Annotated in this window: 22 protein-coding genes; 8 read left to right on the top strand and 14 right to left on the bottom strand. The window is 72.3% G+C overall.

The window, feature by feature from the left end; all coding sequences use genetic code 11:
* Nucleotides 1–64: 64 nt before the first annotated feature.
* The gene (locus ABEA24_RS06335) at nucleotides 65–442 is read left to right on the top strand and encodes a VOC family protein (protein ID WP_345429703.1); all 378 of its coding nucleotides are present in this window, start codon (nucleotides 65–67) and stop codon (nucleotides 440–442) included.
* A 133-nt stretch (nucleotides 443–575) separates the two neighbouring features.
* Here the strand turns inward: ABEA24_RS06335 and ABEA24_RS06330 are convergent, their stop codons facing one another.
* Nucleotides 576–998, bottom strand: coding sequence for a universal stress protein (locus ABEA24_RS06330; protein WP_345429702.1), 423 nt, complete (start codon nucleotides 996–998; stop codon nucleotides 576–578).
* 198 nt (nucleotides 999–1,196) lie between these two features.
* On the opposite strand from ABEA24_RS06330, the gene ABEA24_RS06325 reads away from it, so the two are divergent.
* Entirely contained in the window at nucleotides 1,197–1,658 is a 462-nt protein-coding gene (locus ABEA24_RS06325) for a cyclic nucleotide-binding domain-containing protein (protein ID WP_345429701.1), read from the top strand.
* A 73-nt stretch (nucleotides 1,659–1,731) separates the two neighbouring features.
* On the opposite strand, the gene ABEA24_RS06320 is transcribed toward ABEA24_RS06325, so the two are convergent.
* From ABEA24_RS06320 to ABEA24_RS06310, 3 genes are all read right to left on the bottom strand, one after another.
* The gene (locus ABEA24_RS06320) at nucleotides 1,732–2,172 is read right to left on the bottom strand and encodes a pyridoxamine 5'-phosphate oxidase family protein (RefSeq protein WP_345429700.1); all 441 of its coding nucleotides are present in this window, start codon (nucleotides 2,170–2,172) and stop codon (nucleotides 1,732–1,734) included.
* Nucleotides 2,162–2,821 carry a response regulator gene (locus tag ABEA24_RS06315; protein WP_345429699.1) on the bottom strand — a complete coding sequence of 220 codons (660 nt, stop codon included), beginning with the start codon at nucleotides 2,819–2,821 and terminating at the stop codon, nucleotides 2,162–2,164. Before ABEA24_RS06315 ends, ABEA24_RS06320 begins: the two co-directional genes overlap by 11 nt.
* 162 nt (nucleotides 2,822–2,983) lie before the next feature.
* A complete protein-coding gene (locus ABEA24_RS06310) occupies nucleotides 2,984–3,976 on the bottom strand; it encodes an ArsR/SmtB family transcription factor (protein WP_345429698.1) in 993 nt (330 codons plus the stop codon).
* A 56-nt stretch (nucleotides 3,977–4,032) separates the two neighbouring features.
* On the opposite strand from ABEA24_RS06310, the gene ABEA24_RS06305 reads away from it, so the two are divergent.
* From ABEA24_RS06305 to ABEA24_RS06290, 4 genes are all read left to right on the top strand, one after another.
* Nucleotides 4,033–5,526 carry an MFS transporter gene (locus ABEA24_RS06305; RefSeq protein ID WP_345429697.1) on the top strand — a complete coding sequence of 498 codons (1,494 nt, stop codon included), beginning with the start codon at nucleotides 4,033–4,035 and terminating at the stop codon, nucleotides 5,524–5,526.
* Between the two features lie 704 nt (nucleotides 5,527–6,230).
* Nucleotides 6,231–6,845, top strand: coding sequence for an MBL fold metallo-hydrolase (locus tag ABEA24_RS06300; protein WP_345429696.1), 615 nt, complete (start codon nucleotides 6,231–6,233; stop codon nucleotides 6,843–6,845).
* An 11-nt stretch (nucleotides 6,846–6,856) separates the two neighbouring features.
* Nucleotides 6,857–7,519 carry a M15 family metallopeptidase gene (locus ABEA24_RS06295; RefSeq protein WP_345429695.1) on the top strand — a complete coding sequence of 221 codons (663 nt, stop codon included), beginning with the start codon at nucleotides 6,857–6,859 and terminating at the stop codon, nucleotides 7,517–7,519.
* Between the two features lie 141 nt (nucleotides 7,520–7,660).
* Nucleotides 7,661–8,707 (top strand): tyrosine-type recombinase/integrase, encoded by a 1,047-nt coding sequence (locus ABEA24_RS06290; RefSeq protein ID WP_345429694.1) that lies wholly within the window; start codon nucleotides 7,661–7,663, stop codon nucleotides 8,705–8,707.
* 221 nt (nucleotides 8,708–8,928) lie between these two features.
* Here the strand turns inward: ABEA24_RS06290 and ABEA24_RS06285 are convergent, their stop codons facing one another.
* The gene (locus ABEA24_RS06285) at nucleotides 8,929–9,678 is read right to left on the bottom strand and encodes an ABC transporter permease (RefSeq protein WP_345429693.1); all 750 of its coding nucleotides are present in this window, start codon (nucleotides 9,676–9,678) and stop codon (nucleotides 8,929–8,931) included.
* Complete coding sequence (locus ABEA24_RS06280) at nucleotides 9,668–10,549, bottom strand: ABC transporter ATP-binding protein (protein ID WP_345430624.1); 882 nt, start codon at nucleotides 10,547–10,549, stop codon at nucleotides 9,668–9,670. The genes ABEA24_RS06285 and ABEA24_RS06280 overlap by 11 nt, the downstream gene beginning before the upstream one ends.
* A 62-nt stretch (nucleotides 10,550–10,611) precedes the next feature.
* Here ABEA24_RS06280 and ABEA24_RS06275 point away from each other — a divergent pair, with 62 nt between their 5' ends.
* Complete coding sequence (locus ABEA24_RS06275) at nucleotides 10,612–11,142, top strand: TetR/AcrR family transcriptional regulator (RefSeq protein WP_345429692.1); 531 nt, start codon at nucleotides 10,612–10,614, stop codon at nucleotides 11,140–11,142.
* Nucleotides 11,143–11,314: 172 nt separating this feature from the next.
* Here ABEA24_RS06275 and pdxR read toward each other — a convergent pair whose 3' ends face one another.
* From pdxR to ABEA24_RS06240, 7 genes are all read right to left on the bottom strand, one after another.
* Nucleotides 11,315–12,760 (bottom strand): MocR-like pyridoxine biosynthesis transcription factor PdxR, encoded by a 1,446-nt coding sequence (gene pdxR, locus ABEA24_RS06270; protein ID WP_345429691.1) that lies wholly within the window; start codon nucleotides 12,758–12,760, stop codon nucleotides 11,315–11,317.
* A 160-nt stretch (nucleotides 12,761–12,920) separates the two neighbouring features.
* Nucleotides 12,921–13,319: a hypothetical protein gene (locus ABEA24_RS06265; protein WP_345429690.1), complete on the bottom strand. Its 399-nt coding sequence runs from the start codon at nucleotides 13,317–13,319 to the stop codon at nucleotides 12,921–12,923.
* 190 nt (nucleotides 13,320–13,509) lie between these two features.
* Entirely contained in the window at nucleotides 13,510–14,625 is a 1,116-nt protein-coding gene (locus ABEA24_RS06260; RefSeq protein WP_345429689.1) for an ABC transporter ATP-binding protein, read from the bottom strand.
* Between the two features lie 30 nt (nucleotides 14,626–14,655).
* Nucleotides 14,656–15,684, bottom strand: coding sequence for an NAD(P)-dependent alcohol dehydrogenase (locus ABEA24_RS06255; protein ID WP_345429688.1), 1,029 nt, complete (start codon nucleotides 15,682–15,684; stop codon nucleotides 14,656–14,658).
* 10 nt (nucleotides 15,685–15,694) lie between these two features.
* Complete coding sequence (locus ABEA24_RS06250) at nucleotides 15,695–16,639, bottom strand: carbohydrate ABC transporter permease (protein ID WP_345429687.1); 945 nt, start codon at nucleotides 16,637–16,639, stop codon at nucleotides 15,695–15,697.
* A complete protein-coding gene (locus ABEA24_RS06245; protein WP_345429686.1) occupies nucleotides 16,636–17,568 on the bottom strand; it encodes a carbohydrate ABC transporter permease in 933 nt (310 codons plus the stop codon). Before ABEA24_RS06245 ends, ABEA24_RS06250 begins: the two co-directional genes overlap by 4 nt.
* Nucleotides 17,569–19,050, bottom strand: coding sequence for an extracellular solute-binding protein (locus ABEA24_RS06240; RefSeq protein WP_345429685.1), 1,482 nt, complete (start codon nucleotides 19,048–19,050; stop codon nucleotides 17,569–17,571).
* A gap of 177 nt (nucleotides 19,051–19,227) precedes the next feature.
* Between ABEA24_RS06240 and ABEA24_RS06235 the strand changes: the two genes are divergently transcribed.
* Nucleotides 19,228–20,229: a zinc-dependent alcohol dehydrogenase family protein gene (locus ABEA24_RS06235; RefSeq protein WP_345429684.1), complete on the top strand. Its 1,002-nt coding sequence runs from the start codon at nucleotides 19,228–19,230 to the stop codon at nucleotides 20,227–20,229.
* Between the two features lie 25 nt (nucleotides 20,230–20,254).
* Here ABEA24_RS06235 and ABEA24_RS06230 read toward each other — a convergent pair whose 3' ends face one another.
* Nucleotides 20,255–20,593 carry a hypothetical protein gene (locus tag ABEA24_RS06230; protein ID WP_345429683.1) on the bottom strand — a complete coding sequence of 113 codons (339 nt, stop codon included), beginning with the start codon at nucleotides 20,591–20,593 and terminating at the stop codon, nucleotides 20,255–20,257.
* Nucleotides 20,594–20,687: the final 94 nt, after the last annotated feature.

Below are 20,687 nucleotides of genomic sequence, written 5' to 3'. Positions count from 1 at the left end.
AGAAGATGTCAGGTATCGCCGGAATCATGGGAGCCGTTCATCGACGAATGAAAGGCGGCCATCCATGACCGCGATCGCCTCACTGGCCATGGTCAACCTCGACTGCGCCGATCCCCGCGCGCTCGCCGAGTTCTACCACCAGGTCCTCGACCTGCCGATCACCTACAGCGACGACGCATGCGCCATGATCGGCGACGGCGTGACCAACGTCGGTTTCGGGCGGGTGGAGGGCTACCGGCCACCGAACTGGCCCGACACGGACTCTTCCAAGCGGTACCACCTCGACCTGTACGCCGACGACCTGGACGAGGCCGAGACGCGCTGCGTCAAGCTCGGGGCCGTACGGCCGGAGTTCCAGCCGGGCGGCGACCGCTGGCGGGTCCTGCTCGACCCGGCCGGTCACCCGTTCTGCGTCTGTCTCCGCCCCGGGGACGCCTCCTAGAACACGCTCGTGCGGTGCCCGGCCCCCGCCGGACACCGCACGAGCGATGCTCGCCCCGCCCCAACCCGAACACCTCACCCCCTCAGCGGGACCAGGCACCACGAGCAGAACGCCACGCCGAGCACCCGACCCCTCAGGCGTCCTGCCGCGAATCCCCCTCACACACGATGACCTCACACGGCGACGCGGTCAGCACGGTCGGGACCGTACAACCGCCGAGCGGATCGCCGTTATGGGAGTTCAGCCGCGCGCCGACCACAATGACCTCGGCCCGCTCGGCGAGCCGGGTCAGCTCCGCACCGGCATCACCGCGCGCGACCCGCAGCCGCGTCGTGACGTGCTGCGAGCGCGGCAGGAGCCGGGCCACCTCATCGCGCAGCCGCAGCCACGCCCGCCCCCACCGCCACAACCCCTCCGACGCCGGAACGACCTGGACGACGTCCAGGCGAGCATGACGGCGCCGGGCCTCCTCCGCCGCCCGGCGCAAAGCCGCGACGGAGTTGGGGGATCCGTCGAACCCCGTGATCACGTACCGGGGTCCCGGAACAACGTGCATGACGACCTCCTCGTGTCGATATCCACGATCGCCGCTGCGACCCGGCCGGCGAGAGAGCCGAGCGGCCCCGTCCGGCGGGACCTTCGGCCCTTCTGGGCCCGCGCCGCTCCCACCGACGCTGGAAACGGCGACGGTGATCCGCCGACACGCACCAGGAACGCCACCGACCACCGCACATCGGCGAGGAGTTGAACGGCCATGACGACGTTGCCGGGAACGGCCCTGACGGCCCACGAGTTCTTCCGGGGCATGCCCGAACGCCACATCGACCGGCTCGCCCGGACCGCCCACTACGTCGACGTGCCGGCCGGGCACCGCTTCTTCGAAGAGGGCGGACGCGCCGACCGGTTCTGGCTCATCCAGGCCGGCCGCATCACCCTGGACCTGCGCGTGCCCGGGCGCGGCCCGGTCGTCATCGAAACGCTCGGCCGCGGCACCGTGCTGGGATGGTCCTGGCTGTTCCCGCCGTACGAATGGCGCTTCGGCGCCGTCGCCGCCGAACCCGTCCGCGCGATCGTCCTGGACGGCCGCGCCGTACGCGCCCTGTGCGTGACCGACCCGGCCCTCGGCTTCGAACTGACCCGCCGGTTCACCGCCATCATGCTCGAGCGCCTGCAGAACACCCGGATGCGGCTGATCGACCACTGCGCCCCGGCCTGACCGCCGCACCGGCGCCGTGACGGGCGCGCCGCGGCCTCAGCCGGCACCGGCCCCGCCTGCCCGGGGGCCGGGCTCAGGCCGGTGAACCGCCCGCGGACGCTGAGATCCGGCGCCCCGACACCAGTTCAGGAGTGATCGCCAGAAAGTGGTCGCGGGCGCCCGGCGCCCACACCCGCAGCGCCAGGGCACGCACCCGGGCGAGCTCACCCGCCTCCGCCACCACGCGGGCCTGCCCGGTCACCACCACCGACCAGCCGCTGCCGGAGACCGGGTCGAGGTCATCGGCCTCGAAGGCCACCACCGCGTCACGGGCCGCGGCCGCCAGCTTCGACCCCGGCGCGGTCCGGATGATGATGTCGCCGCCGCTCACCGCGAAGTTCACCGGCTGCACCGCCGGCAGCGCCCGATCGGTGAACACGATCCGGCCGACCGGCACGGTCTCCAGCAGCCGCAGACACTCCTGCGCGCCCAGCACCTCCAGCCCACCGGAGTCCCGGACGACGTCACTCGTCACGGGACTCGCGGCCCTCGGCCGCCTTCAACTGGGCCACGAACGCGGCCGCCTGCGTACGACGGCGCATGTCGAGCTTGGCGAACAGGTTCGACACGTAGTTCTTCACCGTCTTCTCGGCCAGGAACAGGCGCTCGCCGATCTGCCGGTTCGTCAGCCCCTCACCGATCAGCTCGAGGATCTGACGTTCCTGACTCGACAGGGCGGCCAGGGGATCCTTGCGTGTCTGGCGCTCCCGCAGCCGCTGCAGCATCTGCGCCGTACTGCGCGGATCCAGCAGCGACTGCCCGGACGCCACGGTCCGTACCGCGCTGACCAGGTCGGACCCATGGATCTGCTTGAGCACATACCCCGCCGCACCGGCCATGACCGCGTCGAACAGCGCCTCCTCATCGGAGAAGGAGGTCAACATCAGGCACGCCACCTCCGGCATCCGCGAGCGGACCTCCCGGCACACGGTGACGCCGTCCCCGTCGGGCAGCCGCACGTCCAGCACGGCCACGTCCGGGCGCGCCGCCGGGATACGCGCCAGCGCCTGCTCCGCACTGCCGGCCTCGCCCACGATCTCGATATCCGATTCCGACGACAGCAAGGCCGCCACCCCGCGCCGGACGACCTCATGGTCATCCAGCAAGAACACACGGATGGTCATGAACGCCTCGCTTCCCTTCGCCGTGCGACGCCCAACCCTAAACACCGCGGCCCCGCGGGGGCAGGACGCCACGGCCCTGAAATCAAGGACCAACGGCCCTGTCAGCCCTGGCATCGATCCCGTCATTCCCCCACAGAACACACCTACGCGGACACCCGGCGGTCAGGAGGGGGAGGAGCGGTGCCCGCCGGCCAGCCGATCACCCAGATCGCTGCGCCGATACAGGACCTGACGCCCGTGCCGGGCCCGGGTGACCAGCCCCGCCGCGAACAGCACCCGCAGATGCTGGGACACCGCGCTGGGCGTCACCCCCACACGGCGGGCGAGCTCAACGGTGGCCAGCGGCTCCTCCAGCAACCCCAGCAGCCTGGCCCGCGGCGCGCCGAGCAGCGAGACCAGAGCGGACGCGCCGGCAGCCGGCGCCGGAGCCCACAACGTCGCCACGCCACGGCTCGGATACACCAGCATCGGCGCCTCGTCCGGACTGACCGGGGGAGCGGGCTTGTGCGCGAACACCGACGGCACCAGCAGCAGCCCCCGCCCCGACGCCTCGACGCGGTGCGCGCCGATCATCTTGTCGATGTGCAGCACCCCGTCGTGCCATCGCAGGTTCGGGTGCATGTCAGCGAACAGCAGGCGGGCACCGCCCAGGGCCAGCTGCCGGGCACGATAGGTCATGTCGGCCTCCAGCAGCAGGCGCATCCGCGGCCACGCCGGCTCGACGGCCAGACCCCAGTACCGCCGCAACAGCTCACAGATCGCATCCCGCAGCCGGACGACGGCCGCGTCGTCCGCGGTCGCGTCCCGCAGGACGCGGGGGAGCGGGCCGGGCGCGTGCGCCGCCAGCAGATCACGCCGCACCAGCCCCGGGGAGGCCCGGCGGACAACGGCCAGTTCCTCCTCGAAGGCCCGGGCGAAACCCGCGGGCCGCGGGGTCAGGAAGTCGGGAAGGGTGAGCCGGTCCCCGACCAGGGACATCAGCAGACCCGCGTCCAGCGTGCCGAGCCCGCCGATGACGGACCGGCGCCACGGCAGATGCAACGCCGACAGACCCGGATCCCGCAGCACCCGCAGGCTCAACACCGTCTCGGTCACGGGGGAGAGGGCGAAACGCGTGTCGGCGAGGTCCTCGACGCCGAGCACAAAACCGATCATTAAGCCACAGGCTACATTCATCGACGGCCGAGCATCGCTGCCGTGAACTCAGGCCCATGACATCCGCAACCCACAGGCGGCCCGCACGCGCCGGGACACCGGCCCCGGAACCGGCACCGACGGGCCGGGGGAGCGAGATCGGCCGCCGGATGGTCCTGACCCTGGCCCTCACCTGCGCCGTCGCCGTCGGCACCGTCTACTTCCCGCAGTCGATCAGCCCGCTGATCGCCGCCGGACTGCACGTGCCACCCGACGCGGCGGCCCTGGCGGTGACCGCCGTGCAGGCCGGCTACACCGCCGGGATCTTCCTGCTCGTCCCGCTCGGCGACCGGCTGCCGCCCCGGCCCTTCCTCGCCACCCTGCTCGCCCTCACCGGCCTGAGCCTGCTCGCCGCCGGCTGCGCGCCCGCCCTGCCGGCCCTGATCGTCGCCGGCGCCCTCACCGGCGTCACCACGGTCGCCGCACCGATCATCGCCCCGCTCGCCGCCGGGCTCGTACCCGCCGACCGCCGCGGAGCGGTGACCGGCACCCTCCTCAGCGGGTCGATCGGCGGCATGCTGCTGGCCCGCACCTTCAGCGGAACACTCGGCGAACGACTGGGCTGGCGCGCCCCCTACCTGGTGGCCGCGGCCGTGACCCTGATCCTCGCGGCCGTCCTGGCCCTCACCCTGCCCGCCACCGCCCCGGCCGCACGCCGCCCGTACCCCGCGCTCATCGCCGAGTCGCTGCGCCTCCTGCGCACCGAACCGGACCTGCGCCGCTCCTGCCTCTACCAGGCGTGCGTCTTCGCCGGATTCTCCGCCGTCTGGACCTGCCTGGCGCTCCTGCTCACCGGCCCGGCCTACGGCCTGGACGCCCAGGCGGCCGGCATGCTCGCCCTGGTCGGGGGAGCGACCATGCTCTGCACCCCGATCGCCGGCCGCCTGGTGGACCGCCGGGGCCCCGGCCCGGTGAACCTCATCTGCCTGCTCGGCGCCCTCACCGCCGCCGGCGTCCTCCTCCCGGGCGCCTCTGGCGGCGCGCCCGGACTGGCCGCGCTGACCGCCGGCACGCTGCTGCTCGACGTCGCCATGCAGTCCGGCATGGTCGCCAACCAGGCCCGCATCTTCGCGCTGCGCCCCGACGCCCGCAGCAGGCTCAACACCGCCTACATGACGTGCGCCTACCTCGGCGGCAGCGCAGGTTCCTGGCTCGGAACACGCGCCTACGAGCACGCCGGATGGCCGGGAGTGTGCGCGCTCGCCGCGGCGCTCACCGCACTCGCCCTGGCCCGCCACGTCCTGACACCGCCCGGCCGCAGGCCACCGCGCGGCACGGACACCGGCGACCGCCTCACCGAAGAGCAGAGCGCAAACCGGCCGCGGAAGGACCGGCACGTCGCTCCGGCCATGGCACTTCCGCAGCCGCCACGACAGAAGGAGCGTGACGCGACCAGACCCGCGGCGGACTCCACCGGCGCAGGACTCGTCCCGGCGCAGACCGCCGGCCGACGGGGCCCGGCAGGGCGAGCGAGGGGATGCGCCGGACGCGCCACCAAACCCTCTACTTGACATAATGTCCCTTATCGAGCATCGATGAGAGGCCCGAGGAGCGGGGTCAGGAACGGCTCGAGCCCCGTCGCCACGACATCACGGCGACGCTCGCGATCGACGGCGGCACTGATGGCGAGAACGGCCCGTCCGGCAGGCGGCGCGCCGCAAAGCCGGTCACGACGGAACCTGACCGGCGCGGCCTTGGGATCGGCCTGACGTCTGAACGGTTCCGAGCCGGCCGGCGCATCACCAGGCACCCGGGCCGCCGGACGCCTGAGTCGCGGCCGCGCCGCCGTCGCCGCGAGTATGAGCCGCCGCAGGCTCGCATCGCCCGCGCCGGCTCCGCGCGACCGGCGCATTTTCGCGGCCTTCCCCACGTCGGCCCGGGCCCGCCCGAAGACGATGTAAACCAGACAGAATCCAGCTTCTGTCTGGTTTATCCCATTTATTCGCTATTGACGGGTTCAATGCTGGAGCCGAGCAGTTCTGCGCCATCCGCTCCTACCTGGCCACCACCGCGCACGACATCGGCCTGCTCGACGCGCTCACCCGCCTCACCGACCGGCGTCCCTGGCTGCCCCCGGCCGTCTGAAATTGCGCTCGCCCAGCTCGCTCCGCGCAGGCCACGGATCCGGGACGGGGGGTCGCGGCGGCTGCCTGACCGGAAGACCGCTTCCCCCCGGGAAAGCGATTCTTCTCGGGTCGGCCGATATCGTGATCCGGTGAAATTGACGAATTTCGGGCACGCCTGTGTGCGCGTCCAGGACGGCGATCGGGTGCTGGTGATCGATCCGGGTACCTTCTCCGACGCGGAGGCGGCGCTGTCCGAAGCTACAGCCGTGCTCGTCTCCCACGAGCACCCCGACCACATCGACGTCGAGACGCTCAAGGCCGCCTGGGCGGGCAACCCGACACTGACCGTCCACACCCATGCGGCGCTGGCTGCCGAGCTCGGCCCGGGAGCGGTCACGGTTGCCGCCGGCGAGACCTTCACCGCCGCCGGCTTCACCGTGAAGGCCGTGGGTGGCGTTCACGCCGAGGTCATCGACGGACTGCCCGGCTGCCCGAACCTCGGGTTCATCGTGGACGGCCTCTACCACCCAGGAGACTCCTTCTTCGTCCCCACCGACGAGGTCGACACCCTACTGGTCCCGGCATCCGGCCCCTGGGTGAAGATCGGCGATGCCATCACCTTCGTCCGCGACGTCCGGCCGGCCCGGGCGTTCCCGATCCACGACATCCAGCTCAGCACGATCGGTCTCGAGTACTTCGACGAGTGGCTCGAGGAGGAAACCGACTACGCCCGCATACCGGTGGGCGATTCAGCCGATCTCTAGTACGGCAGCTCATGAGCGAGATCATCTTGATGTCGGATGCGAGGGTCGCCGCCGTGCCGGTGCGCGAGTGCGGCGAGCGTCTCGTGGACGTCCGCCGTGAACCCTCGCTGCTGACCGGCGTGCGCCCGGAGGACGAGCCGGCGGCCTATTTCGTACGGGAGGGGGTCCTCGACCGGCTGGTGAAGGCCCAGGCGTCGCTGCCCGAGGGCGTTCGGCTGCTGCTCGTCGAGGGGTACCGGCCGTTATCGCTGCAACGGCGCTATTTCGAGGGGTACGCCGCCGATCAGCTGCGGGCCGAGAATCCCGGCTGGCCCGATGAACGGATCATCATGGCGGCGAGCCGTTTCGTCTCTCCGCCGGAGATCGCGCCGCACAGCGCCGGGGCGGCCGTCGATCTAACGCTCGCCGACGCGGACGGCCGTGAGCTCGACCTGGGCACGGCGATCGACGCGAGCCCTGAGGAGAGCGCGGGCGCCTGCTTTACCGCCGCGGGCAGCATCGGTGATGAGGCACGTGCCAACCGGGAGATCCTGGCTGCGGCGCTGACGGCCGCGGGCCTGGTGAACTACCCGACGGAATGGTGGCACTGGTCCTACGGCGACCATTACTGGGCGCTGGCCACCGGAGCCGCCGCCCCCTACGGGCCCTGTGCATCCCCGCCGGCGGCCACGTGACATGAGGCCTGAACCGCCGCCGGGACGACCGGACGCCCCCGGGCGAACACAATGGCCGGCCCGGGCATCGCTGCGGCGCGCGGATTCGCGGTCCCCTGGCGGGCCCGGGTTCTGTCGGAGGGCGGCGGTAGGGTCCGGCGGGTGCGTCCTGCCGAGGTTCAACGGATCACCGTGGAAGAAGCCGCGGATCGCTACGCGGAGATGGTGCGGGCCAAGACGGTCACCGGAGCGCTCGCGCCCAGCACCGCGGAGATCTACACGCGTGACGTCCACACGTTCGCCGATCTGACCGGCGGGGGCCGGGTGCTGGACGATCTGACCGGTGAGGACGTCGACGAGGTGCTGCTGCGGTTCGCCCGAAAACCGGACGGGCGCCGCAGGGCGCAGGTGGCCGGCGATGGGGCCGCTCCCCTGCAGAGCGCTTACTCTCAGGCCCGGTTCCGCAGGTCGGTGTCGGCGTTCTTCCGGCACGCGGCGGTGGCCGGGTGGGTCCAGCTGAACCCGATGCGGGCGGTGACGGTCACGACGCGGCAGCGGGGAGGCCTGCGCCCGGAGCGCCGCGCGCTGACCCGCGAGCAGGCCGAAGGCCTGTTGGGAACGGCGCGTGTGCTTGCGTCGGCCGCGCCGGACGAGCGTAAACGCGCCGATCAGCGCACCGAGCTGCGCGACGCGCTGATCGTGTTGCTGCTGGCGACGGTGGGCCCGCGGGTGTCGGAGCTGACCCGCGCGGACGTGGACCATTTCTTCACCAACGACGGGGTGCGTTACTGGCGGATCTTCGGCAAGGGAGGCCGTACGCGTGACGTGCCTCTCCCCCGCGGTGTCGCGCAGGTGCTCGACGCGTATCTGGCGCATCGGCGCGCCCGCGGGGTGGAGACCCCGGCGCTGCTGTTGTCGTGGCGGGGGCGGCGGCTGGCGCGCGGCGACGTCCAGGGGGTGATCGACCGGGTGCTGGCGCGGGTCGATCCGGATCGGCGGCGTTCGGTGACCCCGCACGGGCTGCGGCACACGACCGCGACGCATCTGCTGGCCGCGGCGACCGACATGGACGCGGTGCGGCGGGTGCTGGGGCATTCGGACCTGTCGACGCTGGGCCGGTACCGCGACGAGCTGCCCGGGGAGCTGGAGGCGGCGATGCGGGTGCATCCACTGCTGGGGCCGGAGGAGCCCGGGGACCGCCTCCGGTAGTCGCGCGAGGTCGCCCCGGGCCGCGGGAGGCACTCCCCCGCCGGCACCGAGACGCCGCGGGGGGCGCCGGCGTTCTGAGGACCTCGGGGCCACCCGCGCTACGGCTTTCTCGCCGCGGTCACCGGCTCTGCGCCGACCGGCGTGCCCGCCGGGGCTGTCCGGTCAGCGACGATCCTCCGCCGCAGTGAGCAGAGCCCGCCTTCGGCGGCCCGGCGCGGCGGTCATGCGGTGCGGTGGGTCCGGCGCAGGGTGCCCAGGGCCGCCAGGGCGCCGGCGAGGACCGTGATCGCGGTGATGGCGAGGACGGCGCGGGTGTAGGCGCCGGCGGGATGGCCGCCGAGGGCGGCCTGGAAGCCGCGGACCGCCCAGTAGGCGGGCAGGGCGGGTGCCAGGTCGCCGATCCAGCGGGGCAGGCCGGTGAGCGGGACGAGCGCGCCGCTGAGCCCGGTCGTGATCATCGCGGTGATGTCGGCGATCGCGCCGAGCCGTCCGCGGCTGTTCAGCCAGGCGCCGAGGGCCAGGCCGAGGGCGGTGGCGCAGGACGCCCAGGCCAGCCACAGCAGGGGCAGCCGCCAGGTGCCGGCGGTCAGGTCGAGTCCGTACCACCAGCCGGCCTCGGCGAACAGCAGGGCCTGGAGGGCGAGGAAGACGGTGACGAGCGGCAGGGCCTTGCCGGTCAGGACGGCCACGGGGCGGGCGGGGGTGGCGCGGAGCCGGTCCCAGGTGTGCCAGTCGCGTTCGGCGAGGATCTGTTCGCCGGCGACGTCGAGGGCCAGGAGGGTGAACATGACCGCGGTGCCGGCGGCGGCGCTGGTGGCCCCGGAGACGCCGGGGCCGGCCATCCGCTGGTAGACGGGGTGCAGGACGGCCATGAGGGTGGAGGACATGACCGCGTAGGCGATGAGGGTGCCCGGGTCGCGCGCCAGCAGGACGCAGGTGTGGCGGGCGATGACGGCGATGTCACGCGGCATGGGTGGACTCCGGGGCGGCGAGGTGGCGGTACAGGTCGTCGAGGGTGGGCGGGGTGATGTCGATGCCCCGCAGCCGTGCGGCGTCGGAGCCGAGTTCGGTGAGGGCGTGTGCGGCGGCCTCGGCGGGCCGGGGTGAGGTGATGACGAGGGTGTCCTGGCCGCGGTGGCCGGGCGCGGGGCCGTCGAAGCGCAGGCGGGCGGTGCCGGGCAGGCCGTCGAGGAGGGACTCGCGGGGGCCGCGCGCGATGACGCGGCCGCGGGCGGCGACGGCGAGGGTGGCGTCCAGGTCGACGAGCTCGGGCAGGTAGTGGGTGGTGTAGCAGATGGCGGCGCCGTCGTCGGCGCGGGCGCGGACGGCGGCCAGGAGCGCCTGGCGGGTGGCGGGGTCGGCGCCGACGGTGGGTTCGTCCAGGAGCAGGACCTTGGGGCGGTGCAGGAGCGCGGTCGCGGTCTGGACGCGGCGCTGCTGACCGCCGGAGAGCCGGCCGACGGGCTGGTCGAGCAGGTCGTGCAGGGCCATGGCGGTGGTGACCTGGTCGATCTCGGTGCGCAGGCGGCGGCGGTGGAGTCCGGCCAGGCCGCCGTAGAGGCGGAGGTTGTCGCGGACGGTGGCGGTCGGGTACAGGGCGGGTTCCTGGGGCGCCCAGCCGGTGAGGCGGCGGGCGGCGCGGCGGGCCGGGTCGGCGCCGTCGATGAGGACGTGGCCGGAGTCGGGCCGGTCCAGGCCGCACGCGATGCGGGCGAAGGTGGTCTTGCCGGCGCCGTTGTGGCCGATGAGGCCACAGATCTCCCCCGCCGTGACGGTGAGGTCGAAGCCGTCGAGGGCGGTGGCCGGGCCGAATCGTCTGCGCAGCCGTGAGGCGTGAAGCATGGGCACTCCAAGAAAGTATACAGCGTATATATACACTGTATACCGAGGAGGTGGTGCGGTCCATGGCCCGGAGAGGACTGACGCGCGGCGAGATCGTCGACGCGACGTGGGACCTGGCGGCGCAGCGGGGGCTCGCGGCGGTGACGATGCGCGCGGTCGCCGAGCAACTGGGGGTGACGCCGATGGCGCTGTACCGGCATGTCGGGGACAAGCAGGGCCTGCTCGACGGCCTGGTCGAACGCCTACTCGGGGAGATCCCCGTGCCGGACCCGGAGCTGCCGTGGCGGGAGCGGCTGCGCGAGCTGGCCGCCGGGATCCGGGCGGTGGCCCGGGCGCACCCGGACCTGTTCCCGCTGCTGTTCCACCGCCCGGCGGTCACCGCGGCGGCACGCCGCCCACGGGACTCGGTCTACGCCGCCTTGCGCGAGGCGGGTCTGGCCGGGGACGACGTCGTACGGGCGGAGCGGCTGCTGTCGACGTTCATCCTGGGGTTCGCGGCCTCGGAGGCGGGCGGCCGGTTCGCCCACCTGGACGCCGAGGCGGAGTTCGGTTACGCCACCGACGCCATCGCGCGCCTGCTCGAGAAGGACTGACGGGCCCCGGCGCGGAGGCTTGCGCGCCTCCGCCGGGCTCTCCTCTGCCCCACGGCCAAGACGATGCGCCCGACCGGCGCGATCGCGGACCGGCCCTTCGTACGCGCCCGGCGGATCCCGCGGGCCCGCGAGCAGTCCGGCGAGCGGGCCGCCGGCCCGCTCGCTGAGACGGTCAGGCCCGCTCGGTGGCGCGCCCGTCGCCGAACGCGCGGTCCAGGTGCCGCAGGCCGTCGCCGATCCGCTCGGCCGGGATGAGGCCGTAGCCGAGCACCAGGCCCGCCTGCGGCGGCCCGGCGCAGTAGCCGTCCAGGGTCTCGACGGCGACGCCGAACCGGCGGGCCCGGTCGCGTACTCCCCCGAGGTCGGCCCGGACGCCCGGGCGCATCCGCGCGCACAGGTGCAGGCCGGCCGTGGAGGGCACGATCGCGAGCCGGTCGGCGAAGTCCTCCGCCAGTGCCGTGACGAGGCGCTCGCGGCGCGCCGCGTAGATCCGGGTGGCCTTGCGGACGTGCCGGGCCAGTTCCCCGGAGTCGATGAGGCGGGCCAGGGCGGCCTGGGCGGCGGGCTCGCCGTGCGAGTCGGCGAGCTGCCTGGCCGCGCGCAGCCCCGGCCGCAGCGCGGCCGGGGCGATCAGGAACCCGGCGCGCAGCATCGGTGACAGGGTCTTGGAGAAGGTGCCGACGTAGACGACTCGCCCGGTGCGGTCGAGGCTCTGCAGGGGCTGCAGCGGGCGGGCGGAGAACCGGAACTCGCTGTCGTAGTCGTCTTCGACGATCACGGCGCCGTGGCGGTCCGCCCAGGAGAGCAGCGCGGTGCGCCGGGCGGCCGACATCGGCGTGCCGAGTGGGAACTGGTGGGAGGGCGTGACGTACACCAGGCGGGCGCCGGGCGGGAGCGCCGTGACGTCGATGCCTTCCTCGTCGACGGGCACGCCGGTGACCCGGGCGCCGAGGGCGGCGAACAGCCGTCGCACCGGGGGGTAGCCGGGTTCTTCGACGGCGACGCGGTCGCCGGGGGCGAGCAGGACCCGGGCGATGAGGTCGAGGGCCTGCTGGGCTCCCTGGGTGACCAGGACGTCGTCGGCGTCGGCGCCGACAGAGCGGGACACCCCGATGTAGCGGGCGATGGCCGCGCGCAGGCCGGCGTGCCCGGCGGGGTCGCCGTAGCCGGAGGCGCGGACGGCCGAGGCGCGCAGTTCGCCGGTGAGGAGACGGCGCCAGGCGGCGAGGGGGAACAGGTCGCCGTCGGGCAGGCCGACGCCGAAGTCGTAGGCGGCCGGGGGTCCGGTGGTGTGCGGCGCGGGGGTGGGGGAGTCCCAGGGCGGCCGGGGCCGTACCGCGTCGCCGGAGGGGGCGGACCGGGGGCACGTGCCGGGGGCCTGCCCGGCGGCGACGAAGGTACCGGCGCCGACGCGGGCGGTCACGAAGCCCTCGGCGGTCAGGCGTTCGTAGGCGACGCACACGGTGTTGCGGGAGACCTGGAGGCGGCGGGCGAGGTCGCGGGTGGGCGGCAGGCGTTCCCCCGGGCGCAGCCGGCCGTCCAGGATCGCCTCCAGCAGCCCGTGGTAGATGCGGGACGCCAGGTCGCCGGGACCGTCCAGGCTGATGTGCGGGTCCACGCACCGACCATACATTGGCCCATTCGAATCAGTGGATATCAGGCTCTTTCACGTACCAATGGGTGCGGTTGGCTGGACCTGGCGAAGAGGGGTCGGTGGATCGCCCGGGGCGCGGAGTGGTCCGCGCCCCGGGTGCGGCCAGATGCTGGAACTGCCACGATCAATCGCCGTAGTCATAGTCCTCGACGTTGCCGCTGTCGGATACGCGGCTGTTCCGAATGCCTCCGACGTTCCTCGAGCCGCCGGTGACGTTGCCGACGCCACCGATACTCGTGGTGTCGTCACCGTCGTCTCTCGGGATGAATTCGCGCCCGGCCAGGAGGGCACTGGGGTTTCCGCTGCCCCTGATATCGCTGCCGGAGACACCGCGCGCCGCGGCGGCGCTCTGGGCGAACGCGGGCGAAGTGATCATCAGCGCGCTCGCCACTGCCGCGGCCGCCAGGCCGGAAGCGGCACAAGCCTTCCTCATCATGTTGGGTCCCCCCTTTACGAAAATTGCATTGGCTAACTTAATGTGGCGCTCTCTCTTGGATGTTCCGAGAGCCATCACAATCGCCATTATTGCTGAATTATCTGGAAACAACACAATGGGTAGGCAAGGCGCGAACAAATTGGTGATGTTATAGGGATTCCCTATCATGCTTCCGCGGTCTGCGGGGCGCCGAGGGCTCGGCTCACCGCCGCCGGCCGGCAGGGGGTGAGGTCCTCACGGCGGCGGGGGGTGGCCGCCGGTTCGTTGAGCCGGGCGGTCAGGTGGGCAGGCATTCGCCGGTGACGGCGGAGAACAGCCGTTCCTTGCCCTGCGCGATCCGCAGCCGGACCCGGTCGCCCTTGGCCGGTGGCGCGTTCGGGTCGACCCGGGCGATGACGGTGTGCTCGGCCAGCGCCGGGTCGGTCGCCTCGGCGTACCGGCCGTACAGGAAGGCGTCCGAGCCGAGTTCCTCGACGACGGAGACGTTGACGGGGAACGTCATGGAGTCCGCGTCGCCTTCGCCGACCACGTCGACGGCCTCGGGCCGGAAGCCGACGACGACCCGGTCGCCGCCCTCGTCGGTGAGGGCCTTGAGGGTCGCGTGGGACAGCCGGACGTGCACTCCGGCCAGGACCGCCTCCTCCCCCTCGACGTGGTACTCCGCCAGATTCATCGACGGGGAGCCGATGAACCCGGCGACGAAGACGTTCGCCGGATGCTGGTACAGGGTCAGGGGCGTGGCGACCTGCTGCAGGAGCCCGTCCTTGAGGACGGCGACCCGGTCGCCCATCGTCATCGCCTCGACCTGGTCGTGGGTCACGTACACGGTCGTGACGCCGAGGCGGCGCTGCAGGCCGGCGATCTGGGCGCGGGTCTGCACGCGCAGCTTGGCGTCCAGGTTCGACAAGGGCTCGTCCAGCAGGTACACCTTCGGCTCGCGGACGATCGCCCGGCCCATGGCCACGCGCTGCCGCTGCCCGCCGGACAGCGCCTTGGGCTTGCGGTCCAGGAACTCCTCCAGGTCCAGCAGGTGCGCCGCCTCGCGGACCCGGCGGTCGCGTTCGTCCTTGGGGACCTTCATGACGCGCAGCGCGAATCCCATGTTGTCGGCCACGGACATGTGCGGGTACAGCGCGTAGTTCTGGAAGACCATCGCGATGTCCCGGTCGCGTGGCGGCAGGTGGGTGACGTCGCGGTCCCCGATCGAGATCCGCCCGTGGTCGACCCGTTCCAGGCCTGCGAGCATCCGCAGGGAGGTGGACTTGCCGCAGCCGGAGGGCCCGACCAGGACGAGGAACTCCCCGTCGGAGATGTCGAGGTCGAGGGCGTCCACCGCGGGACGGTCGGATCCGGGGTAGACGCGGGTCGCCTCTTGGTAAACGACCTGGGCCATTGTTTCCTCCTTGCGACGGGTGGCGGCCGGTCACTCCTGCGGCCGTACGACCGCTTTGACCAGGGTGGGGTCGCGGGCGCCGGCGGTGAGCGCCTGCTCGACGTCGGCCAGGCCGTAGTGGCCGCTGACCAGGGCGTCCAACTGGACGCGTCCCGAGGCGGCGAGCGCGATGGCCGCCGGCCAGGTATTGGCGTAGCGGAAGGTGCCGGTCACCTGGATCTCGTGGGTCTGCACGTGGGACAGCGGCAGCGGGATCTGCTCCCCGCCCATGCCGACGAGGACGACCCGTCCGGCGCGTCCCACGGCGCGGACGGCCTCGGCGATGGCGGGGGGATGACCGGAGCATTCCAGGAGCACGTCGGGTTCGAACGCGGCGTCGGCCAGGGGGGTGTGGCGGACGTCGAGGGCGGTGGTCGCGCCGAGGTCGCGGGCGAGCGCGAGCCGGGCCGGGTTGACGTCGGTGATCATGACGTCGGTGGCGCCGAAGGCCCGCGCGGCCTGCAGGCACAGCAGCCCGACGGGGCCCGCGCCGGTGACCAGGACGCGTGCGCCCGGTGCGACGCGCGCCTTGCGGCAGGCCCACACGCCCACCGACAGCGGCTCGATCAGGGCGGCGGCGTCGTCGGACAGGGCGTCGGGGACGGGGTGGGCGAACTCCTCGTGCAGGGTGACGTACTCGCAGAAGGCGCCGTCGACGGGGGGCGTGCCGAAGAACCGCATCCGCGGGCAGAGGTTGTAGCGGCCGGCGCGGCACTGCGGGCAGGTGAGGTCGGGCACGCCCGGTTCGAGGGAGACCCGCTGCCCGGGGCGGTGCCGGCGGGCGTCCGCGCCGGCGGCGGTCACGGTCCCGGCCGGTTCGTGGCCGAGGACGAGCGGGGCTTCGACGACGAAGTCGCCGATCCTGCCGTGTTCGTAGTAGTGCACGTCGGAGCCGCAGGTGCCGACCGCGGTGACCTGGACGAGGACGTCGCGGGGGCCCGGTTCGGGGCGGGGCCGCTCCTCGAGGGTGATCTTCCCGACGTCGTGGAGGACGGCGGCGCGCATGGTGTGCCCGGCCATGGACTGCCTCCTACTCTCCGGTGACGGCGCCGAGGGTGAGGCCGGTGACCAGCCAGCGGCGCACGGCCAGGCCGGCGAGCATCATCGGCACGACGACGATCGTCCCGATGGCGGTGAGCTGCCCCCAGTCGATGCCGGTCTGGGTGACCAGCTGGGAGGCGGCGATCGGCAGTGTCTGGGAGTTCGGCCCGGAGAAGACCACGGCGAAGGCGTAGTCGTTCCAGGCGAAGACCAGGCACAGCACGAACGTGGTGACCAGCCCGGACTTGGTCAGCGGCAGGACGACCGTGCGGAAGGCCTGCCAGCGGGTGCAGCCGGACACCAGCGCGGACTCCTCCAGGGACGGGGGCACGTCGGCGAAGAACGCGCTCATCAGCCAGATCGCGAACGGCAGGTTGAACGTCAGGTAGGCCAGCACCAGACCGGGGATCGAGTCGATCAGCCCGAGCCCGCGGAAGATCAGGAACAGTGGGACGACGACCGCCGCGATCGGCGCCATCCGGGTCGAGATGATCCAGAAGGCCAGGTGCCGTTTGCCGTGCATCTGGGTGCGGGCCAGGCCGTACCCGGCGAGCGCGCCCAGGCCGACGGCGAGGAGCGCGGAGATCCCGGCGGCGAGCACGCTGTGCCAGATGTAGGGGGTGAGGTTGTTCGAGCCGGTGAACAGGTTGCGGTAGTTCTGCAGGGTCGGGGCGAACGCGACCTGCGGGGTGGCCGCGGTGACGTCCTTGCGGTTCTTGAACGACGACAGCAGCATCCACACCAGCGGCACCAGCGTCCACAGCATCGCCACGGCGATGATGAGCGCCACGCCCCACCGGGAGCGCCGGCTCGCGGCCTCCAGCGGGGACTGCGGCACCCCGGGAGGGGCGGCCGGAACCTCACGCCGCTCCTTCAGCGCGGCCTGCCCGGCACCGCCCGGCCGGGGCGGCGGCGGGGTCATGGGAGTGCTCATCGCGTCAGCCCCCTGGTGTCCAGTAGCCGCACGAACGTACGGGCGATGAAGATCGAGAAGGCCAGCATCGCCAGGCCGATGGCGGCGGCGTAGCCCAGGTCGAAGAACCGGAACGCGGTCTCGTACAACCGGATCGGGACGATCTTGGTGGCGTCCGCCGGACCGCCGTTGGTGGTGACCCAGATGATGTCGAAGTAGCGGATCGCGTCCATCGAGCGGATCAGCAGGGCCACCAGCAGCACGTTGGAGATCGACGGGAGGATGATGAACCGCAGCGTCATCCAGAACGAGGCGCCGTCGACGGCGGCGGCCTCCCGCACCGTCTGCGGGACGCTCGCCAGCCCGGCGAGGGTGATCAAGGCGATCAGCGGCGTCCACTCCCACACGTCCATCAGCACGACGGCGGCGAAGGCGCTGGTGGGGTCGCCGAGGATGTCGCCGCTGAACCCGAGGGAGCGCAGCACCCACGCGTACAGCCCGAACGTGGAGTCGGTGAGGTAGCGGCCCAGCAGCCCGACGATCGAAGGCGCGGCGAACATCGGCAGCAGCACCAGGCTGAGCAGCAGGTTACGGCCGCGCAGCACCCGGTGCAGGCACAGGGCGAGCGCCACCCCGAACAGCATCTCCAGCCCGACGGTGAGCACGAAGAACACGACGGTCCGCAGCCACGACATCCACATGTCGGCGTCGGTGAAGAACCGCGCCCAGTTGCGGACCCCGACCGGCTGCAGGCGCACCCCGCCGAGCAGCCGGACCCGGGAGAAGCTCATCGCGATCAGGGCGAGGAACGGGACGATCGACAGGGCGGCCAGCAGGATCAGGCCGGGCGCCATCATGGTGCCCTCGAAGCCGATCCGCCGGTGCCGGGGCGCGGCCTGCGGCCGGGTGGGCCGGTGCAGGACCGGTGAGGAGTCCGCGACGTGCGCCATCTACGCCACCCACCCTCGCGCGACGATCCGGTCGATCCGTTTCTTCGTCGAACGCATGGCCTCCTCCGGTGACGCCTCGCCGGTGAGCATCCGCGACAGCTGCGTGAAGATCGCGGTGTCGCACTCGTTCCACATCGGGATCTTGGGCCGCAGGCCGATCCGGTCGGGCCGCCAGGCCTGCGTCACCGCCGGCGCCGTGAGCATGTTCGGCATCGACGACGGCCGCTTCTCCGCCGCGCGGACCTCCGGCATCTGGTACACGGACGTACGGGTGGGGGTGCCGCCGCCGGCCTTGCTCTTCAGGTCGGCGAGCTGGGTCGCGGGCGCGGTCGCCCACACGATGAACAGCCAGGCCGCGCCGCGCTCGTGCGGGCGGGTGTTGGCGTTGATGCCCACGCCCGTACCGCCGTACATGTTGGCGGTGCCCGCCGGGCCCTTCGGCAGCGGCGCGTAGTCGACCTTGCCGGGGATGACCTGCTCGTTGGTGGCCGCGTACTCGTGCCAGTTCGGGCACATCGCCAGGCGGCCGGCGCGCATCGCGGCGCCCAGCCCGTCCCAGTCCCACGTACGGGAGGCCGGGTCGGCGATGGCGAGCAGGCGGTCGTAGAACCGCGCGGCGGCGATCGCGGCGGCCGAGTCGAGCCGGCACGGGCCGGGGTCCTGCGCGCCGAGACGCCCGACCTGTTTGCCGTTGTCGAAGTAGTCCCCTCCGTAGGACCACAGCACGTTACTGAAGTCGTTCATCAGGGAGTCGTGCTGGCGCGCCTGGTGCCCGGTGCCGTAAGCGACGTCGGATCTGGCGTTCTTGTTGAACCACTGGGCGATCTTGAAGTACTCCTCCCACGTGCGGTCGCCGCCCGGCGTGGGGTCGAAGCCGAGGTCGTGCGCCATGCGGGCGTGGTACTGGTCGAACAGGTCACGCCGGTAGTGCCAGATCATCGTCGGCGCGTCGTAGGGCAGCGTGTAGATCGCGTGGGGGTCGACGAACCGGCCGGCGGCGTCCAGCTGGGTGGGGATGAAGTCCCCCACTCCCCCGGGCACCTTCGGCAGGCTCGGGTCGGCCTGCAGCGTGCGCAGGTCCACCAGGCCTTTCCGGTACGGCGCGAGGATCTGGTACGGGTCGGCGTAGATCACCTGGTACTCCGCGCCGCCCGAGGCCAGGTCCAGGGCGACCCGCTGGGTCACCGCGTTCAGCTCCAGCGTCACGATCTTGACGTTGATGCCGGTCAGGTCGGTGAACGGGCGGACGTTCGCGGCGATCGCCGCGGTCGGCGCGGTGTTCTCGGAGATGAAGTTCAACGTGGCGCCCTGGAACTGGCGCCACTGGTCTCCACCCCTGACGCGGCGGACGTCGCCGTGCGCGCCGCAGGAGCCCAGGGCGCCGGCCAGGCTCAGGGAGGCTCCGGCGGCGAGGGTGCCGCGAAGGACCTCACGCCTACTCGGCCGGGATGAATCACTCAGCCGGGATGAATCACGATCCACTGCTCCTCCCGACGGTGCAGAAAAAAGCAGACGGAATATCATCCATTAAACGTTGCCATAAACGTGACAGCAGTATGTTCTAGTGAAATCTACGCAGTTTTGGTTTTGGTATTGCCTGGTTGTTCCCGCACGTCAGGAGGGGTTAGCGTGGAAATCTCGGTTTGGAGGTAGCCCCTCATGCGTGCGGCCGTCATTTCCACACCGGGTTCGCTGTCCGTCCAGACCGTGGCGGATCCGGCGCCGGGGCCCGGCCAGGTCCTGATCGCCCCGCGGGCCGTCGGGGTCTGCGGCACCGACCTGCACATCCTGGACGGGGAGTTCCCGCCCACCCCGTACCCGATCATCCCGGGCCACGAGTTCGCCGGTGAGGTCGTGGCTCTCGGCGCCGGCGTGACCGACGTCGCGGCCGGCGACCGGGTGGCCGTCGACCCGTCGCTGTTCTGCGGGCACTGCGTCTACTGCAAGCGGCAGCGCGGCAACCTGTGCCTGAACTGGAACGCGATCGGCGACACCGTGGACGGCGCGTTCGCCGAGTACGTCGCGGTGCCGGCCGCCAACGTCTACCCGCTCCCGGAGGGCATGTCGCACGCGGCGGGCGCGCTGGTCGAGCCGCTGGCCTGCGTGGTCCACGGGCTGCGCCGGCTCGCGATCCCGCCGGGCGGCGAGGTGCTCATCATCGGCGCCGGCACCATCGGCCTGCTGCTCGCCCAGGCGGCCGGCCGCAGCGGCGCCGTGCGGGTGAGCATGGTCGACACCGACCCGGCCCGGCTGTCCAGAGCCGCCAAACTCGGCGCGGACGTCGTGGCCACCAGCGTCGAAGAGGTCCTCGGCGGCCGGGACGTCGGTTTCGAGCACGTCATCGACGCGACCGGTGTCCCGGCCGCGACCCAGGCCGCCCTGCCGGCGCTGTGCCGGGGCGGCACCCTGCTGGTCTTCGGGGTGAGCCCGGCCGAGGCGCGGCTGTCGGTCTCACCGTTCCAGGTCTACAACGACGAGATCAGCGTGATCGGCTCCATGGCGGTGCTGAACACATTCGAACCGGCGCTACGGCTCATGGGCTCCGGCGCCATCACCGCGCAGGACCTGATCACGCACCAGGTGCCGCTGGAACGCGCCGCCGAGGCGTTCACCGCGGTCCGCGAACGCGCCGGGCTCAAGGCGCAGGTCACCGCCGGCTGAGCGAGCATGCCGGTCCGGCTCGCCCCTACCGGTGCGGGCTCTCCGCCGCCGGTGGCTTCGGCGCCCGTACGGCCTCACCATCGCCCGAGGATCGGCGAACCGCGGCGTCGAGCACCGTCCGGTGGAGTTCCACGAGAGAGGCGTCGATCTCGCCTATCGCCCGCCGGATCCGCCGGGCGGCCTGGTCGCGCCGCCGCGATCCCAGCGCCATCTCCAGGTCCAGGCCGACCGCGAGCAGCCGAGATATGATCACCGCGCAGGAGTCGGCGACGGCGTCGGACGTCGTGTTCACGGTCGCGAATCGAGACACCGTCCCGTGTCCGTTGGACGCGGCGAGCCGGGACGGATCAGATCGTTCACTCATCTGCCGGTCCTCCCCCAGGGATCCATCACTGTCCCGTGGATGTCGCCAGGGTCTGGAGCGGCATTGCCACCTACTTGCAGCCAGCATACCTCCG

It is taken from the genome of Actinoallomurus vinaceus (genome assembly GCF_039542055.1).
GTDB classification, from domain to species: Bacteria; Actinomycetota; Actinomycetes; order Streptosporangiales; family Streptosporangiaceae; genus Actinoallomurus; species Actinoallomurus vinaceus.
The sequence above is the reverse complement of the archived record's forward strand: the minus strand, read 5'-3'. Positions and strand labels throughout refer to the sequence as shown.

Bases quoted from the DNA above. Each gene is read 5' to 3' on its own strand.
- ABEA24_RS06260 (WP_345429689.1), bottom strand. From the start codon at position 14,625: ATGGCCCAGGTCGTTTACCAAGAGGCGACCCGCGTCTACCCCGGATCC.
- ABEA24_RS06310 (WP_345429698.1), bottom strand. From the start codon at position 3,976: ATGATCGGTTTTGTGCTCGGCGTCGAGGACCTCGCCGACACGCGTTTC.
- ABEA24_RS06235 (WP_345429684.1), top strand. From the start codon at position 19,228: ATGCGTGCGGCCGTCATTTCCACACCGGGTTCGCTGTCCGTCCAGACC.
- ABEA24_RS06265 (WP_345429690.1), bottom strand. From the start codon at position 13,319: ATGGCGATTGTGATGGCTCTCGGAACATCCAAGAGAGAGCGCCACATT.
- ABEA24_RS06330 (WP_345429702.1), bottom strand. From the start codon at position 998: ATGCACGTTGTTCCGGGACCCCGGTACGTGATCACGGGGTTCGACGGA.
- ABEA24_RS06315 (WP_345429699.1), bottom strand. From the start codon at position 2,821: ATGACCATCCGTGTGTTCTTGCTGGATGACCATGAGGTCGTCCGGCGC.
- ABEA24_RS06275 (WP_345429692.1), top strand. From the start codon at position 10,612: ATGGCCCGGAGAGGACTGACGCGCGGCGAGATCGTCGACGCGACGTGG.
- ABEA24_RS06295 (WP_345429695.1), top strand. From the start codon at position 6,857: ATGAGCGAGATCATCTTGATGTCGGATGCGAGGGTCGCCGCCGTGCCG.
- ABEA24_RS06305 (WP_345429697.1), top strand. From the start codon at position 4,033: ATGACATCCGCAACCCACAGGCGGCCCGCACGCGCCGGGACACCGGCC.
- ABEA24_RS06255 (WP_345429688.1), bottom strand. From the start codon at position 15,684: ATGGCCGGGCACACCATGCGCGCCGCCGTCCTCCACGACGTCGGGAAG.
- ABEA24_RS06280 (WP_345430624.1), bottom strand. From the start codon at position 10,549: ATGCTTCACGCCTCACGGCTGCGCAGACGATTCGGCCCGGCCACCGCC.
- ABEA24_RS06285 (WP_345429693.1), bottom strand. From the start codon at position 9,678: ATGCCGCGTGACATCGCCGTCATCGCCCGCCACACCTGCGTCCTGCTG.
- ABEA24_RS06325 (WP_345429701.1), top strand. From the start codon at position 1,197: ATGACGACGTTGCCGGGAACGGCCCTGACGGCCCACGAGTTCTTCCGG.
- ABEA24_RS06335 (WP_345429703.1), top strand. From the start codon at position 65: ATGACCGCGATCGCCTCACTGGCCATGGTCAACCTCGACTGCGCCGAT.
- ABEA24_RS06250 (WP_345429687.1), bottom strand. From the start codon at position 16,639: ATGAGCACTCCCATGACCCCGCCGCCGCCCCGGCCGGGCGGTGCCGGG.
- ABEA24_RS06245 (WP_345429686.1), bottom strand. From the start codon at position 17,568: ATGGCGCACGTCGCGGACTCCTCACCGGTCCTGCACCGGCCCACCCGG.
- ABEA24_RS06230 (WP_345429683.1), bottom strand. From the start codon at position 20,593: ATGAGTGAACGATCTGATCCGTCCCGGCTCGCCGCGTCCAACGGACAC.